This window comes from Nocardiopsis sp. LDBS1602 (assembly GCF_035818715.1).
GTDB classification, from domain to species: Bacteria; Actinomycetota; Actinomycetes; order Streptosporangiales; family Streptosporangiaceae; genus Nocardiopsis; species Nocardiopsis alba.
The window spans coordinates 757,852-773,167 of record NZ_JAYLVW010000001.1 but is presented as its reverse complement, the minus strand read 5'-3'; the positions used below and the strand labels follow the sequence as shown (position 1 = coordinate 773,167).

General features: G+C 71.7%; 12 protein-coding genes. 7 read left to right on the top strand and 5 right to left on the bottom strand.

What is annotated here, in order from left to right:
* The first annotated feature begins 106 nt into the window (after nt 1-106).
* A complete protein-coding gene (locus U9J66_RS03585) occupies nt 107-2,284 on the top strand; it encodes an NB-ARC domain-containing protein (RefSeq protein WP_326337009.1) in 2,178 nt (725 codons plus the stop codon).
* Here the strand turns inward: U9J66_RS03585 and U9J66_RS03580 are convergent.
* Nucleotides 2,281-3,963: a translation initiation factor IF-2 gene (locus U9J66_RS03580; protein WP_326337008.1), complete on the bottom strand. Its 1,683-nt coding sequence runs from the start codon at nt 3,961-3,963 to the stop codon at nt 2,281-2,283. The two genes, U9J66_RS03585 and U9J66_RS03580, sit on opposite strands and share 4 nt — an antisense overlap.
* Nucleotides 3,964-4,111: 148 nt before the next feature.
* Entirely contained in the window at nt 4,112-5,359 is a 1,248-nt protein-coding gene (locus tag U9J66_RS03575; RefSeq protein WP_014909409.1) for a metal-dependent hydrolase family protein, read from the bottom strand.
* Between the two features lie 162 nt (nt 5,360-5,521).
* On the opposite strand from U9J66_RS03575, the gene U9J66_RS03570 reads away from it, so the two are divergent.
* The 3 genes from U9J66_RS03570 (at nt 5,522) to U9J66_RS03560 (ending at nt 8,290) form a co-directional block, all read left to right on the top strand.
* On the top strand, nt 5,522-6,355 hold the full coding sequence (locus U9J66_RS03570) for a MurR/RpiR family transcriptional regulator (protein ID WP_014911232.1): 834 nt from the start codon (nt 5,522-5,524) through the stop codon (nt 6,353-6,355).
* Nucleotides 6,356-6,468: 113 nt separating this feature from the next.
* On the top strand, nt 6,469-7,878 hold the full coding sequence (locus tag U9J66_RS03565; RefSeq protein WP_326337007.1) for a sodium:solute symporter family protein: 1,410 nt from the start codon (nt 6,469-6,471) through the stop codon (nt 7,876-7,878).
* Between the two features lie 211 nt (nt 7,879-8,089).
* Nucleotides 8,090-8,290: a hypothetical protein gene (locus U9J66_RS03560; protein WP_017534703.1), complete on the top strand. Its 201-nt coding sequence runs from the start codon at nt 8,090-8,092 to the stop codon at nt 8,288-8,290.
* 19 nt (nt 8,291-8,309) lie between these two features.
* Here the strand turns inward: U9J66_RS03560 and U9J66_RS03555 are convergent, their stop codons facing one another.
* Both U9J66_RS03555 and U9J66_RS03550 read right to left on the bottom strand, forming a co-directional pair.
* Entirely contained in the window at nt 8,310-9,056 is a 747-nt protein-coding gene (locus U9J66_RS03555; protein WP_014910092.1) for a metal-dependent hydrolase, read from the bottom strand.
* Between the two features lie 117 nt (nt 9,057-9,173).
* The gene (locus U9J66_RS03550) at nt 9,174-10,301 is read right to left on the bottom strand and encodes a hypothetical protein (RefSeq protein ID WP_326337006.1); all 1,128 of its coding nucleotides are present in this window, start codon (nt 10,299-10,301) and stop codon (nt 9,174-9,176) included.
* Between the two features lie 53 nt (nt 10,302-10,354).
* Between U9J66_RS03550 and U9J66_RS03545 the strand changes: the two genes are divergently transcribed.
* From U9J66_RS03545 to U9J66_RS03535, 3 genes are all read left to right on the top strand, one after another.
* Nucleotides 10,355-10,852 carry a MarR family winged helix-turn-helix transcriptional regulator gene (locus U9J66_RS03545; protein WP_326337005.1) on the top strand — a complete coding sequence of 166 codons (498 nt, stop codon included), beginning with the start codon at nt 10,355-10,357 and terminating at the stop codon, nt 10,850-10,852.
* A 268-nt stretch (nt 10,853-11,120) separates the two neighbouring features.
* Nucleotides 11,121-12,761 carry an ABC-F family ATP-binding cassette domain-containing protein gene (locus tag U9J66_RS03540; protein WP_326337004.1) on the top strand — a complete coding sequence of 547 codons (1,641 nt, stop codon included), beginning with the start codon at nt 11,121-11,123 and terminating at the stop codon, nt 12,759-12,761.
* Between the two features lie 133 nt (nt 12,762-12,894).
* Nucleotides 12,895-14,709 carry an immunity 49 family protein gene (locus U9J66_RS03535; RefSeq protein ID WP_326337003.1) on the top strand — a complete coding sequence of 605 codons (1,815 nt, stop codon included), beginning with the start codon at nt 12,895-12,897 and terminating at the stop codon, nt 14,707-14,709.
* A 4-nt stretch (nt 14,710-14,713) separates the two neighbouring features.
* On the opposite strand, the gene U9J66_RS03530 is transcribed toward U9J66_RS03535, so the two are convergent.
* Nucleotides 14,714-15,259, bottom strand: coding sequence for a putative immunity protein (locus U9J66_RS03530; RefSeq protein WP_326337002.1), 546 nt, complete (start codon nt 15,257-15,259; stop codon nt 14,714-14,716).
* Nucleotides 15,260-15,316 lie beyond the last annotated feature (57 nt).

The following is a 15,316-nucleotide window of genomic DNA, read 5'->3' as shown; positions in this document are numbered from 1 at the left end:
CGAAGGAGAGGGAACCGTCGTCGGGACCGGGAGAGGGCGCGAGGGCTAGGATCGTCGGTGGCCGTGACCACGAGGCGCGCTCGCGAGAACACCCAGGAGGCCAACGGTGTCGGACCCCCAACACCACAACCGGATGCGGGACAACCAGGGCAACGCGATCCAGGCCCGCGACATCGCACACCTCCACCTCGCCCCGCCCGAACCGCCACCGCCCCCGCGCCGGGTCCCCGAGGCCGACCTCAAACACGTCAACCGGTTCGAGGAACTCACCTTCGTGGAGACCCTCGCCGGACAGGTCCTCCAACACCGCAAGGGCGCCCTGGCCCTGCTCAGCGGACGCGAGGGCATCGGCAAGAGCGCCACCCTGGCCGAGGCCGCCCACCGTGTCCTGGACCGGTTCGAAGAGGGCAGCCTCTACGTCGACCTGCGTCGATGGCGCGACCAGGAGGGCATCCTCGACCTGGCCGGGGTGCTGCGCTCCCTCCTACGGGACCTGCACGTCCACGACCTGCGGGAGGAGACCGACGTGGCGCTCCTGCGCGACCGGCTGCGCGGCGTCACCGGCAGCAAACGCCTCCTTCTGCTCCTGGACGGGGTCGCCGACGACAGCGAACTCGACGCCCTCACGCTCGGGGCCGGCCCGCACCTGGTCGTGGCCGCCTGCGAGCCCGGACTCGACTCCCTGGGCGCGTGGGTGAGCCGGGGCGCCGAACACCTGCCCCTGGACGTCTTCCACCCCCGGGACTCCCTCGCGCTCCTGCGCTCCTTCCGCCGGGTGGGACGGCGGATGACCGACCCCGACGAGTACGCCGCCGCCGAACGCCTCGTGGAACTGTGCGGCCACCTGCCCGGGGTCGTGCGGATGGCCGCCGCGCAACTGGAGGTCCAGGAGGTCGGCGTCGCCGAACTGGTCGAGGCCATCGACGAACGCCGCCGCGCCGCCGTCCGTCCGCTCTCGGGCGCGGAGATCGTCGTCGACATCGTCCTGTCCGGAGTGGGACCCGACGAACGCCGTCTGCTGGAGCTGCTCTCGACCCACCCGGGACGGGACTTCTCCGAGGAACTGGCCCGGACCCTACTGGGAGAACAGGCCCCCCGGACACTCGAGCGGCTGTCCGACGCCAGCCTGCTGCACACCGGGACCCGGGGCGACCGCAGGCTCGTGGAACTGGTCCGGGAACGGGTCCGCGACGGCGACAACGAGCACCGGAGTCTGGACGCGGCCGCGATCCTGCGCTTCTACACCGTCACCCACCACCTGGCCGACCGCGCCATGCTCGGAGAGCGCTACCGGCTCGCCGGGGAACTCGCCACGGCCGAACTCACCCTTCCCCAGCGGGACTATCGGGCGCCCTTCTCCACCCGCGGCGAGGCCATGGAGTGGCAGGACGCCCAGCTCTTCCACGTTCCGGACCTGATGACCATGGCCCTGGAACTGGGCGAGCCCACGGCGGTGCCGCTCCTGGCCGACGCGGTCTGGCCCACCTGCTACGGACGGCGCCGCCTGACCCTGGGGCTGTGGATCTACCACCGAGCCCTGGAGGTGTCCCGCCACCTGCGTCACGACGGCGCGATCGTGCGCTGCGCCAACTACCTGGCCCGGATGTACGTCGCACACGGGATGGCAGAGCGGGCCCTGCCCCTGGTGGCCGAGGCCGAACGGGCGGCCGAACGCTCCGACGACGAACGCCACCGGGCGGTCCTGCTGGAGACCCTGGGCCTGCTCAAGGGGCGCTTCCCCCACCTGGAGGGCCTGCCCGAGGAGGAGTCGACGGAACTGTTCGCCCGAGCCCGCGACATCCACCGCGACGCCGGACTGCCCCGAGGCGAGGCCGTGCAGACCTACCAGCTCGGCGACCAGGCCCGCCGGAGCGGCGACCTGACGAAGGCCTCCCGAGAACTGGGCCGGGCCGAGCGGATCGCCGACCGCCGTCTGGGGGAGCTGGAGAGCGCCGAACCCACGCGTGAGAGCCGCTGGATCGCCGAGGACTGGAGGCTCCTGCGCGCCCGGATCAGGCTGTCCCTGGCCCGGGTCCTGGCGCGGAGCGGACAGGGCGAGGAGGCCGAGGTCAAGGCCGAGAGCGCCCTGGAGGTCTTCATCGTCATGGCCGAACCGGTCAAACAGGTGGAGACCGCACGCTTCCTCGCCGAACTGGAACACGAGCGCGGCGCGGTCGGCCGGGCCCTGGAGCGGCTGCGCTGGGCCGGCACCGTCGCCGGACACCACCACCTGGAGGAGGAGGCGGGGCGGATCGAGCGCGACTTCGCCCGCTACACGACCTAGGGCTCTTCGAGAAGGTCGAACTCGGGGGAGGGGCGCGAGCCCCTCAACCGGAGGACGCGGTCGCCCACATGGACCGTGACCCCTCGGTGCCAGGCCCGCCACGTCTCCTCCCGGCGCGCCCAGACCACCGCGGCGGCGGCCACCAACGAGGCGTCCAAGGGACGTTCGTCCTCTTGGGCCCGCTCGTCGTGGACGCGCATCGCCGCTCCGCGACGGTGCACCAGCAGGGCCGAACGCGGACCGGTCGAGGCGACGGCCACACGGGCGCGCGGGTGGGCGTTCACCCGCTCCTTGGCCCAGGCGCCGGCGTCGCGTTCGGTGCGCGCCCGCCGTCGGGACCAGGCGTCGGCCGCGTCCCAGCGGGGCACCACCGTGTCCTCGGCGTCCACGACCAGAGGGCGGGTGGCCGCCCGTGCGGGCGCGCGCCCGGGGGCCGCCGAGGGGTGGCGGCGCAGGTGGAGTTCGGCCTCGGGGCCGACGGTCGTGATCTCGGCGGCCACACGCCAGGCGGTGACGTCGTCGGGGCACGGTTCGAGGTCGGGCAGGGGCGGATAGTAGGCCGCGCGTCCGGGTTCGGGCAGAGAGAGCAGGGAGTACAGCACCGATCGGAGCCGGGCGGCCGAACCCCCGTGGTGTTCGATGAGCAGATCCGCCACCGGGGCGATGGGGGAGCGCACCACCCGGTCCACCTGGTCGGCGACCCCGCCCGATGTCAGTCGGGGCAGCGCCGCCCCGAACTCCAGCAGTGGGGAGCCCGGGTCGATGTCGTCGGTGTCGAAGGCGGCGAGCAGCACCGGACGCCCCAGGGCGGCGGCGTAGTAGGTCACCGAGCCCACGTCGCCCACGACCACGTCCGAGGCGGTCAACGCCGCGCGCCACCCCTCGGACGGAGGGATCAGCACCAGCCCCGCCTCGATCTCCTCCGAGAGCCACAGCTCCAGTTGGGAGCGGCCCCGGGACTGCCAGACGTTGGGGTGGGCCACCAGCGCCACCCGGTACTCGTCGTAGGGGAGTTCGGCCAACAGGTCGCGGATCAGATCGCGGCGGGCGCCCAACAGCGAGCCCCGGTTCCAGGTGGAGGAGACCACCACCAGCCGACGTCCGCCCACGTCGAGCGCCTCCCGGTAACGGTCGCGGCGACCCGCGGCGGCGAGCATGCGGTCGAAGGCGGGGTCGCCCACCACCACCCCGCGTCCGTGCGCGGCGGGAAAGGAGCGATGGAGGCGTTCGAGCTGTTCCCGGTGGGAGAACAGGAAGCGCGCGGCGATGGGCTCGCCCTCGTGGGAGAGTTCGGCCGGGTCCAGCCCCGAGGCGGCCTCCAGCGAGCCGGGTCTTTCGCCCACCCGCCGGTTGTGGCCGGCCCCGTGCGGCATGAGCACCAGCGGAGTGTCGAGACGGTGCAGGTCGCCCTTGCCGCTGGCGGCCAGGGCCAGGTGACGGGGCTCCTCGACCGCCTCCTCCCAGGGGACGATGTCCTCGACCCCGGCGGCGCGCAGCAGGGGCTCGACACCGGACTCGGAGGCCGAACCCGGGGTGACGGTGAAGGTGACGCCGATCCGATCGTCGGCCAGCAGGGAGGTCACGTCCAGCAGTCGGCCGGCGGCGGGGACACTGCGCACGACGGCGAGGACCTCCCGATCAGGGAAGATGGTCGCCCACTCGGGTCCTCGACGCTTCACGGTGCGATTCTCGGAACTCTCTGTATCTCGCTTCGTCCGGAGTATCCCGGTTCAGCAAGATCACACTACGGGAAGCGGGGGCGGGGCCCACAACCGTCGGCCGGCCCTCATCGGACAGGGCCGGCCGAAGAGCGGGAGGTCTTCGAGGTCAGAGACGTCCGCGTCGCAGAGAACCGCCCTGGAGGACCGCGCGGACACCGCGCTCGGGCTCGGCCAGCAGGGACAGGTCGGCGATCGGGTCGCCGTCGACGATGAGCAGGTCGGCGCGGGCCCCGGCGCGCAGCGTTCCGATCTCCCCCTCCAGGCCGAGCAGCGCCGCGGCCTCGGTGGTGGCCGAGCGGATCACGTCCGCGGCGGGCTGGACCTGACCGCGGATGGCGAACTCGCCGCTCTGGTGTTCCTGCATACCGCCCAGAAGGTCGGTTCCGAAGGCCAGGCGCACACCCCCCTCATGGGCCATGCGCAGCGCCTCCAGACCCCGGTGCAGCACCGTGTCGACCTTGGCCTGGCTCTCGGCGGGCAGCCCGTTCTCCGCCCCCTGTCGGGACAGTTCGCGGTAGGTGACCAGGGTCGGGACCAGGAACGCCCCGTGCTCCACGAACAGCTCGACGCTGCTCTGGTCGATGAGGTTGCCGTGCTCGATGCAGCGGACCCCCAGACGCAGGCCCCGGTTGACGGCGCGTGCGGTGTAGGCGTGGCCGGTGACGTAGCGGTTGGCGGCCTCGGCCTCCTCCACGACGGCGCGGAGCTCGTCCTCGGAGGACTGGGTGGAGTCGATCCGGTCGGTGGGCGAGGCCACCCCGCCCGACAGCATCACCTTGACGTGGTGGGCGCCGGTCCGCAGCTGTTCGCGCGCGGCGCGGCGGAACTCGATCGGGCCGTCGCAGACCAGGCCGGCCCCGGGGCAGCAGCCGTCCCCGTCCTTGCCGTGGCGTCCACGCGGTCGGAAGTCGCCGTGGCCGCCGGTCTGGGACAGGGCCTTGCCGCCGAAGATCAGTCGGGGGCCCTCCAGGAGCCCTTCCTCCACGGCCAGGGCCAGGCCCCAGTCGGCGCCGCCGACGTCGCGCACGGTGGTGAAGCCGCGTCCGAGCATGGCCGACAGGGAACCGGCCGCGTAGGCGGCGACGTAGAAGGGCGAGTGGTCGGAGACCGAGCCCAGGTCGGCACTGAGGGCGGTGACGTGCACGTGGGCGTCGATGAGTCCGGGCATGAGGGTGGCGCCGGCCAGGTCGACGGTCTCGGCCCGGTCGGTGATCCCGGCGGGGACGTCGCCGGTGTCGCGGGCGGCGATGACGCCGTCCTCGATCAGGAGCCAGGAGCCGGGGGCGAGGGCGCCGTCCTCGGGGTCGAGCAGGGTGGTGTTGGTGAGGACGGTGGGCCGGGGGTGGTCGGACACGGGGAGCCTCCTGGTTCGGACGAGCGTGCGGTGTCGGGGGACGGGGAACAACAGGATGCAATATACGTTGCATCGGCTTCGTGTTCTCGCACGGGGGTGGTATCGCTGAGAACGGCGTGGCCCGGAGGAACCGGACCGCCGGAACGGGAGGATCGGGGATCGATGGCGGACTGGATCGAGGAGACGTCGGCGCGAGGGCGGCCGGGTAGGGCCACCGAGCGGGTGTTGGGCGTCCTGCGCGACGAGCCGCGCTTCGCCTCCTACGCGACCGCCGCCGAGGTGGCCGAACGCGCCGAGGTCAACGTCGCGACCGTGGTGCGCGCCGCCCAGCACCTGGGCTTCTCCGGTTGGCCGGCGCTCCGGGTGGAGCTGCGCTCGCGCTACCTGTCCTCGCTCAGCGCGGGGGAGGTGCTGGCCGAGCATTCGGAGTCCGGGGCCGATCCGGTGCGGGCCGCCGTGCGCGCGGACCGGGAGAACCTCAGGTTGTTGGAGAGGACGCTCGAACCCGAACGGATCGAGGCGATCGCGGCGGCGATCCACCGGTCCCGGCGCACGCTGGTCCTGGGGTCGGGGACCTTCGCCGCTCCGGGCGTGCAGCTCTCCCACGCCGCCGTGATCATGGGCTATGACGTGCGTATCCACGATTCGGCCGGGACCGTGTTGACCAACGCCCTGGCCCGGATGGGCGAGGGCGACCTCGTCGTGGTCTGCGATCTGTGGATGCTCCCGTTGGCGCTGCGCAGGGCGGTGGAGATCGCGGCCGAACGTTCGGTGCGCGTCGCCCTGATCACCGACCGGCGCGAGTCGCCGTTGGTGTCCTCGGCCGACGAGGTGGTGGTCGTGCCCAGCGAGGGCGCCGGGATGTTCCCGTCGCTGACGGCGGCGATGACGGTCGTCCACGCGATCCTGGCGGAGTTGGCCCGGGTCGGGGGCGAGAACGCCCTGGAATCGGTGCGTACGGCGGAACGGCTCTGGCGGGACGCCGAACTCTTCTGAGTGATTCAAGTCACACAAGATGCAATAAGTATTGCATCACAGTCGTCGTTGCTGGTTACATCTGGCCTCACCCGCTGTTCACCCCTTCGTGCGCGTATCTCCCGAGGCAGCCCATGCAAACGACCCACCTGGTCATCCTCGCCCTCTACCTCCTGGTGATGGTCGGGATCGGCCTGTACTTCTCCCGACCCTCCAAGGTCCGCGGCGGCGAGGACTTCCTCTTCGCCGGCCGGAGCCTGTCCACCCCCGTGATGATCGCGACCCTCCTGGTCACCTGGGTCGGATCGGGCACCATCATCGGTGGCGCCAACTTCGCGTACACCCACGGGCCCATCGCCGGGATGGTCTTCTTCGCGGGCACCCCGCTGGGGATCCTCGTCCTGCTGTTCGCCGCCCGCCGGATCCGCCGGGCGGCCCGCCACACCATCCCCGAACTGCTCGAAGCCCGCTTCGGCACCGGCGTGCGCACGGTCGCCGCGATCGTCACCACCGTCGCCTACATCGGTCTGGTCGCCTCGCAGTTCGTCGGCGGCGGCTACGTGATCGCGCTCATCACACCGCTCACCCCGACCCAGGGCGCCCTGCTCACCGCCCTCGTCGTCACCGTCCTGACCGTCACCGGCGGACTGTTCTCCGTCGCCTACACCGACTTCGTCTCGGCCATCCTCGTCCTGGGCGCGCTGGTGGCGTCGGTGCCCCTGGTCCTGATGGTGATCGGCGGCCCGGCCGCCTACTGGGAGGGGCTGCCCGAGGTCGCCACCACCCCGAGCGGAGGCCTGAGCCCGCTCCAGCTCCTCGGCTACTTCCTGCCCCTGTTCCTGCTCCTGCTCGCCGACCAGAACCTCTACCAGCGCCTGGCCGCCGCCAAGGACGAGCGCTCCGCGCGCACCTCCACCCTGGGCATGCTCGGCGCGAGCTTCTTCGTCTTCATCCCCGTGATCCTGCTGGCCACCTCGGCCGCCGTGCTCATGCCCGGGATCAACGGCGACGAGTCCGTGCTGCGCCTGGCCTCCGAAGGCCACGTGCCCACTCTGATCGGCGGACTGCTGCTGGCCGGCGCGGTCGCCTTCGTCATCACGACCGGCTCCTCGTTCATGCTCTCGGCCGCCTCCAACGTCGCCTTCGACCTGTTCGCCAGGTTCGGCGGGGACAAGGTGGGCGACCGGGGCACCCTGGTCGTGCAGCGCCTGTCCATCGTGGCCATCGCCCTCATCGCGATCGCCCTGGGCCTGTACTTCCCGACCGTCCTGGACCTACAGATGTACTCGTACACGGTCTACGGAGCGGCGATCACCCCCGCGGTGCTGGCCGTCCTGTTCTGGAAGCGGGCCACGACCGCCGGGGCGGTGGCCGCCCTGATCGTCGGATCGGCGGTCACCATCGGCTGGGAGCTGGTCGGGGCGCCCGGCGGCTTCAACGGGGTGATCGTGGCGCTGCCCGCCGCCGTGATCGCGCTGGTGGCCGCCAGCCTCCTCACCAAGGCTCCGGACCCGCGCACCCTGGAGGCGGCCGGGGTGGACTGACCCGGACCGTTCCTCCTCGGGCGGGCGTCCTCTTCCATATGAGGGGACGCCCGCCCTCGCGCGTTCCGGTTCACGCGGCCGAGACCGGAACCGGCCACCGCCCCCGCTCCACGAGGGCCCGCGGGTACGAGGACGAGGAAGGGGCGACAGGGCACCGCCGGCGGTGCCGCTTCCCCGAACACGACCCCGTTCACGATGACGAGGAGGCGGCGTGGAAGCCGAGGACAGGGCCCGCAAGGCGGTCGAGTGGACCGTCATCACCAACGTCATGTTCCTTCTCGCCACGGCGAGCGCGACGTTGATCATCGGCCTCACCCCCCTCATCTGGGCGCTGTGGGTCGCCTGGGCGGCCCTGTGCGGCGTCGCCGTGTGGTCCCTGGTCCGGTTCGCCCGCTTCGACAGGAGTCCCTGAGGCCCCGAGCGGAAGGGGCTCAGCCCACGGGGACGGTGGGGACCGCCAGGAACGCCACCACCGGGGTCCCCGCCAGGGAGACCCATCGGATCGCCACCTCCACCGGGCTCTTGCCGGTGTGGAAGGCCACCGGAGAGCGGAACATCCACCACCGCTTGCCCCGGTGCACGAACGGCCAGGCCAGGGGGACGCCGCTCCGGGTCAACCAGTCCCCGAGCACGTGCGTGAGCGCGCCCACCGCCACGGTCAGACCGATCATCCACGCCGCGCCTCCGGGGGCGAACGCCGCCACCACGGCCAGGACGATCGCCACGACCAGGGCCGCCCGCCGCCGTGTGCGCAGCGGCCCCCACCCCTTCAACGAACGGGCGACCGTACCGGCCCCCAACGCCGCCATGGCCAGCACCACCAGCGCCGTCCCGACCGGCTGGAAGAGCGCCACCAGCCAGCCCAGGGCCCCGAACACCAGCACGGCGGGAAGGGTGTGCGTCAGATGCCGATGCCCGCCGTCGCCTCTGCCCTCCCGTTCGGTCGAGGTCGCCGCGTACACCCGCCGGGACAGGGCCCGCAGACCCTCGGAGGTCTTCTCCGAGACGAAGCCGAGGCTGCGCCCGACGGTCGACCCGGGCTCGTCCAGATCGGGGAGGAGAGCGGCGCCCGCGCCGACGGCGGCGCACACCAGGACGTCGGTCCATTCCGTTCCGGCCAGCGCGCCGACGACCGCTCCGGTGAGCAGACCGGTGGCGGCGTGCGAGCTTCCCATCATCGTGGCCTCCGTAGGGGGAAGGGGGACGGTCCGGACCATCATCCGACGCGCCGGGAGGCCCTGTGAACACGGGGGTGCGGGCTCTGGGCGGTAGGAGTGTCCTTTCCGACGGAAGCGTCATGGAGAGGACGGAGGGTCCTCCCCGGTCCGAGGCCGGAAGCCGGGCAGGGAGATCCGGCCGGTGGCCAGGTGAAAGGGGGTGGGCATGGGAAGACCGCGCCGAAGCGACAGTCGATGGAGGGCGGCCTTCCACCATGGAGTCCGTGCTCGTGTGCCGGTGAAGAAGACGTACATCGTGTTCCGGTCCGCGTCGGTGTCGCCGTAGTGGAACGAGGGGCCGCAGCCGCCGTCGCCGAACCACGGGGAGGGGTCGACGTCGGTGTCCAACAGCCGTACCGGTGTCCTCGTCCACTCCTCCCGAGAGCCCGAGGGGCGGGGTGAGCGCAGCCACCACAGCCCTTGGGCGGGGAAGTCGGGGGTGCCATGGAGGTTCGTGCCCCGGGCCACGACCATCTCGTAGTGGTCGTCCACCTTGAGGACGGCGTTGTCGAAGTATCCGTCCTCGGTGGAGAACAGCACACGTGGGGTGCTCCACGTGACGCCGTCCGTCCCCTCCACGTACTCCAGTCGGTAGTCGGGCATCTCACCGCGACCGACCTCGTGAGGGGTGGACAGGTACCACATGCGCCAGAGGCCGTCGTCGTAACGGACCAAGGGTTCCATCACGCTGGGACGCTCGTGCGTGCCCACGTGCACCGGCGCCCCGTGCCGTCTCCAACCGTCGGGTGTCCTGGTCAGGAAACCGATGGAGTATCTGCTCTTCCTTCCGGTGACCGAGCGGGAGGACTGTCCCGCGTAGTAGATCCGCTCCTCCTCCGGCCCGCCCTGGACACGGCCGCGCACGTAGGAGGGGGTGTGCATCCCCCGTGAGTCCCACAGACCCTTGGGCGGTGCGGGGGCCACGGGGGCCGCTCGGCGTGGGTTCCCGGGAACGGTGACCAGTGACCACTCGTCGCAGGAGAGCGGGGCTCCCGCGGGGAGGGCCGCGGTGAACAACAGGACCCGAAGACGGGGGGTGACCCCGCCCAGGAACATCGTCCAGCGGCCGTCGATCCAGTGCACGTCCGGGTCGCTGAGACCCCAGACGTTCCGTATCGGGTGGAGGCCGTCGAACATGTCGAACAGGACGGTCTCTCCCGCCGATCCGGTGGAGCGCCACCGATCCGGCGCGTGGTCTCTCACCATCAGACTCTCTCCAAAACGAGATGTCTCCGATTCGGAGATAATATGATGGGTGTATGGAACGACACAACCCCGGACGGCGGCGGACGGCCGACCACCTCTACGCCTCGGCGCTCTCCCTGGCCAGGACGGGCGAGACCTTCGACCGCCTACGTGGACTCCAAGGCGTGGAGGGGGAGGCGCTCCTCCTGGTCTTGGAGGCGTCCAGGGCCGACGGGCGGAGCGGGGTCACGGAACCGGAACCGATCACCCCGGGACGGCTGGGACGGGAGCTGCGGCTGCCCTCGGCCTCGGTGACGGCCGTCGTCGACCGGCTGGAGCGGGGCGGTCACCTCCGTCGGGTGCGGGACACCGGAGACCGTAGAAAGGTGCTCCTGCTCCCGACCGAGGAGGCCGAACACGCTCATACGACCTACTGGGGCGGCCTCGACGAGCGGATCGTCGAGGTCATGGAGCGGTTCTCCCCGGAGGAGTTGTCCATCGTCGACCGTTTCCTGCGAGGGGCGACCGCCGTGACGGAGGGGTACCGGGCCGAGCGCGAGGGACACCCTTGAGGAAGAGGTCTTCCGGGTAGGGTCCGGGGTGGTGGAGCACACGTGAGGGGTGCGGAAAAACCCCTTGGGCGGGATGACGGTCCCGCGTTAACCTGTGGGCATGCATTTCCAGCTCTATCTGTAACGGCACCGCCGGCCCACCGCGCTCGTCGAGTCATCCGAGCCCGGTGACGGCCCAGGCGAGCCCGCCCCATCGAGGGCGCCGTTACCGGCACGCCCACCACCCCGCCACGCGGGTGTCCTCGGCGTGCCCTCAGAGAGGGAACACATGCCCACCGCTCTTCCCGCGCGTTCGCGCGCCCAACTCGTCCTGTCCGGAGTCTCCGTCACCCGGGGCTCCCGACGGGTCCTCTTCGACACCGACCTGACCGTCACCCCCACCTCCCGTATCGCGATCGTGGGGGAGAACGGTCGGGGCAAGTCCACGCTCCTGCACGTCATGGCCGGAACGCTCGTGCCCGACGAGGGCACCGTCACCCTGGTCGGCACGCTCGGCCTGGCCGAACAGGAGATGTCCACCGAGGACGAGCGCACCGTCGGCCGGGTCGTCGCGGACGCCGTCGCCGACTCCCTGGCGGCGCTCGCCGAACTCGACGCCGCCGGCCTCGCCCTGGGAGCGGGCGAACCCGGGGCCGACGAACGCTACGCCCGCGCACTGGAACGGGCCGAGGCCCTGGAGGCCTGGGACGCCGAACGCAGGGTCCAGGTCGCCCTGGAGGCGCTCGGGGCCGAACCCGACCACTCGCGACGGCTGACGGAACTGTCCGTCGGGCAGCGCTACCGGGTCGGGCTGGCCTGCCTGCTGGGGTCGGAGGACGACTTCCTGCTGTTGGACGAGCCCACCAACCACCTGGACCGCGCGGGTCTGGACTTCCTCACCGAACGGCTGCGCGGACGCTCCGGAGGGGTGGTCGTGGTCAGCCACGACCGCGCCCTGCTCTCGGACGTGGCCCGCACCGTGGTGGACCTGGACCCGACCGACGACGACCGTCCCCGGGTCCACGGCGGCGGTTACGCCGGCTACCGTCGGGGCCACCGGGCCGAAAGGGAACGCTGGGAACAGGAGTACCTGCGTCAAGAGGCCGAACGGGCCCGGCTCCAAGACCTGCTCAGCGCCGCCCAGAACCGTCTGGTCTCCGGGTGGCGTCCGGAGAAGGGGACGAGCAAGCATCAGCGCGCCACCCGTGCCGGGGGAGTGGTGGCCAACGTCCACCGCCGCCGGGCCGACCTGGAGGCCCACGCCGTCACGATGCCCGAACCACCGCGGCCGTTCCGCTTCCCGGACCTGCCCACCCGGTCGGGCACCACGCTGCTGGTCGCCGAGGAGGTGACCGTGGCCGGTCGTCTGGACGCACCGACCTCGCTCACCCTGCGCGGCGGATCGAGGCTGGTGGTCACCGGACCCAACGGCGCGGGCAAGTCGACGCTGCTGTCGGTGCTCGCGGGCGACCTGCAACCCTCGAGCGGCAGGGTGTACGGATCGTCCGAGGCCCGGGTCGTGGCGCTGCGTCAGGAATCGGCGCCCTCGTCCGAACAGCGGGCCGGAGACCTCTATCGGGCCCACGTGGACCGGCTCGTGTCCCGGGGGAGGCTGCGCCCGGACGAGGTCGTGGGCCTGGCCTCGCTGGGGCTGCTGCGTCCCCGGGAGATCGGCAAGAGGGTCGAGGAGCTCTCCACCGGACAGCGGCGCCGCCTGGACCTGGCGCTGGTGCTGGCCTCGCGCCCGCACGTGCTGCTGTTGGACGAGCCCACCAACCACCTGTCGATCGCGCTGGTCGACGAGATGACCGAGGCCCTGGAGGCGACCGAGGCGGCGGTCGTGGTCTCCACCCACGATCGGGGGCTGTTGCGGGACGTCGAGTCCTGGTCGTGCCTGTCCCTGGAGGCCGCGCGGAAGGTCACGGTGTGAGGGCGGGGCGCCCCGTCGTTCGAGGTCGACGGGGCGCCCCGGCACGATCGGTCCACGGACGGATCCGGTCTGTCGTCGCCCCCTGCCAGACTCTGTCGCGAACACGGAGACGACGCGATGGGGAGAGGGCCCGGTGACCCTGCGGATCGAACGGCACGAGGTCGACGACAAGGCGATCGCGAAGGCCACGGAGGACTTCACGGATCGGATCGGCGGTGACGTCCGTGCGCAACAGCACAGCGGCCGGGACGGGTTCGGCTGGGAGATGATCTCCCGCGACCTGCGGGACTACGCGGCGGCGCGTTCGGTCCGGGCTCCTTCCGCCACGGCCGACATCCGGGCCGCCCTGTACTCGGCGGCCGAGGCGCGCGCGGGCTCGATCACCCTGGACGGGGCGCCCGGCTCGGCGGAGTTCTCGGTGGACCTGACCTACACCCGCACCGGTGTCTTCTACCAGGACTTCGACGGGGACCATGGCTCCGAGCCCCGAGGAGCGCGGCCGGTCCGGGCCGGCGACTGGACCGAGGCGCTCTACCTGTGCGTCCTCGCCGGCCTGCACGAGGACTACGAGAACCCCTTCGTCGGCTTCGCCTCGGACTTCGGAGAGGACGAGGTCCTACAGCGGGCGCTGACCTTCTACCTCTACCCGCACCTGGGCGCCGAGCGGGATCAGTTGGAGAAGTACGTGTGGTCCGCACTGGGACCGCTCCTGGACTCCCTCTCCCTGGACTCCGACGACGACCGTGTCGAGCCGGGGTCGATCGACCATGACCTGCTCTACCTGCGGGCCCTGCTCGCCCGTGACGAACTCGCGTTCTGGTCGACCATGTCCGTGCGTCTGACCTGGCTGCGTGACCACTCCGACGAACGGGACCTCAGGGGGCTGCTCCCGCTGACCGAACTCGCCTTCGCCGCCCTGGCGGTGCGGGTCGAGGGCTGGGACATGCCGTTCGAATCCGACTACCTGCCCCGCCACCTGGTCGAAGGGTTCGGGAGCCGGCGTCGTCGGGTGGGCCCCTACGGAAAGGACAAGGACCCCGAGGCCCTGGACGCGCTCTCCCGGGGGACTCTGACGGTCGAGCGTCCCATGGAGGGGTTCTCGGAGGGACGGTCTCCCGAGGAGACGTTCAAGTACCAGGGGCAGGATCAATGGAGGGTCTGGGACACATCCACCGGCCGGGGGTGGATCTCCGACACGTTGGGGCGGGCGGCCTGGTTCGAGATCCTCGGGTTCCGCGATTCCTCGGTCGCGGCGCCCGAGGCAGGGCATCCGCTACAGCTCGCCGCTCTCGAGTACGCCGCCCAGTACATGGTCGCGCTGTTCGAGTGCGCCGCGGCGGAGGGGGACACCGTCGAGGTGACCATCGGGGAGAAGACCGCGCCGATGCGCACCTTCGAGCCGAACTCCGACGTCTCGGAGGCGAAACTGCAGGAGGCCCTCCAGTACGCCCTGATGGCCGGTTCCCGAGAGCTCGTGGAGAAGCTGCTCGTCCACGCCGGGGCCGGATACCTGCGCGGGGACGGACGCTCCTCCATCTACTCCCATTACAGGACGGCGTTCCTGGCCTACCTGGGATTTGAGATGGAGCGGCTCCGTCGACCCGAGGAGAACGTGCCCGAGGATCCGAGGGTGGAGGAGGCTCTGGGTCGGGCCATCGAAGCGCTCGCCGGTCACAGCGCCCCCGACTCCGCCCCGCCCCCGGTCCTACCGCTCTCCCGGTTGGTGGCGCAGGACCGGGACGGGTTCGACCTGGCCCTGGCCGACATCCTGGAGGAGCACCGGGACTCGTACGGTTTCGGAGAGCGGATCGGCGACTCCGACGGCCTGATCGACCTCGACACCCTGGCCCTGGCCTGTCTGGCCCGGGCCAAGGGGTGGCCGGTACGGGTGCGGAGCGACTACCTGCCCCAGGGGGTCCTCGACCGGGCCGCGACCATGTTCGCCTGAGGCCCTAAGCGGCCCGCCGCAGCTCGACGTCGAGCCGGTACATCAGCGCGCTCATCCATCCCCGGCCCTCGGCCCGGGCGGGGAAGCGCCGCAGCACTCGTCGGACGGTCGGTGAGGCGTGCGCGGTCGCCCAGTGGATCTCCTCGTCGGCGACCGCGTCCGTCCCACCGGTGGTCAGGAGGGATCGGGCGCGGATCCGGTAGGCGGTCGGCGCCAGCAGGTGCTTGGACTGGTGCGGGGTGGCCAGGGCGTGCACGAAGGGGGTGCCCGCCGCCACCCCGATCGAGCGTGCCGCGGCCTCGGCCACCGGATCGTCGGTCTCCTTGGCGCAGGACAGGGCCGCCCAGATGGCCGAACGCAGGCGGGCGGTCCTGGGGCCCCCGGCGTTGTAGGCGCGCAGTTCCTCGAAGGCCTTCCGAGGCCGGGCCTCGTCCGGTGCCCGGGACTCGAAGAGTGCCAGTGCCCGCGTGGCCCCCTCGGCCGCCCAGCGGCCGAGCTCGCGACGTTCGTCGTCGCCCAAGGCGAACTCTCGGGGGTCGTGGTCGTTCATGGGTCCTCCTCCCATAGGGGGAGGACACCCTGTCGTTCCTCCCCTGGTCGAAGGCCG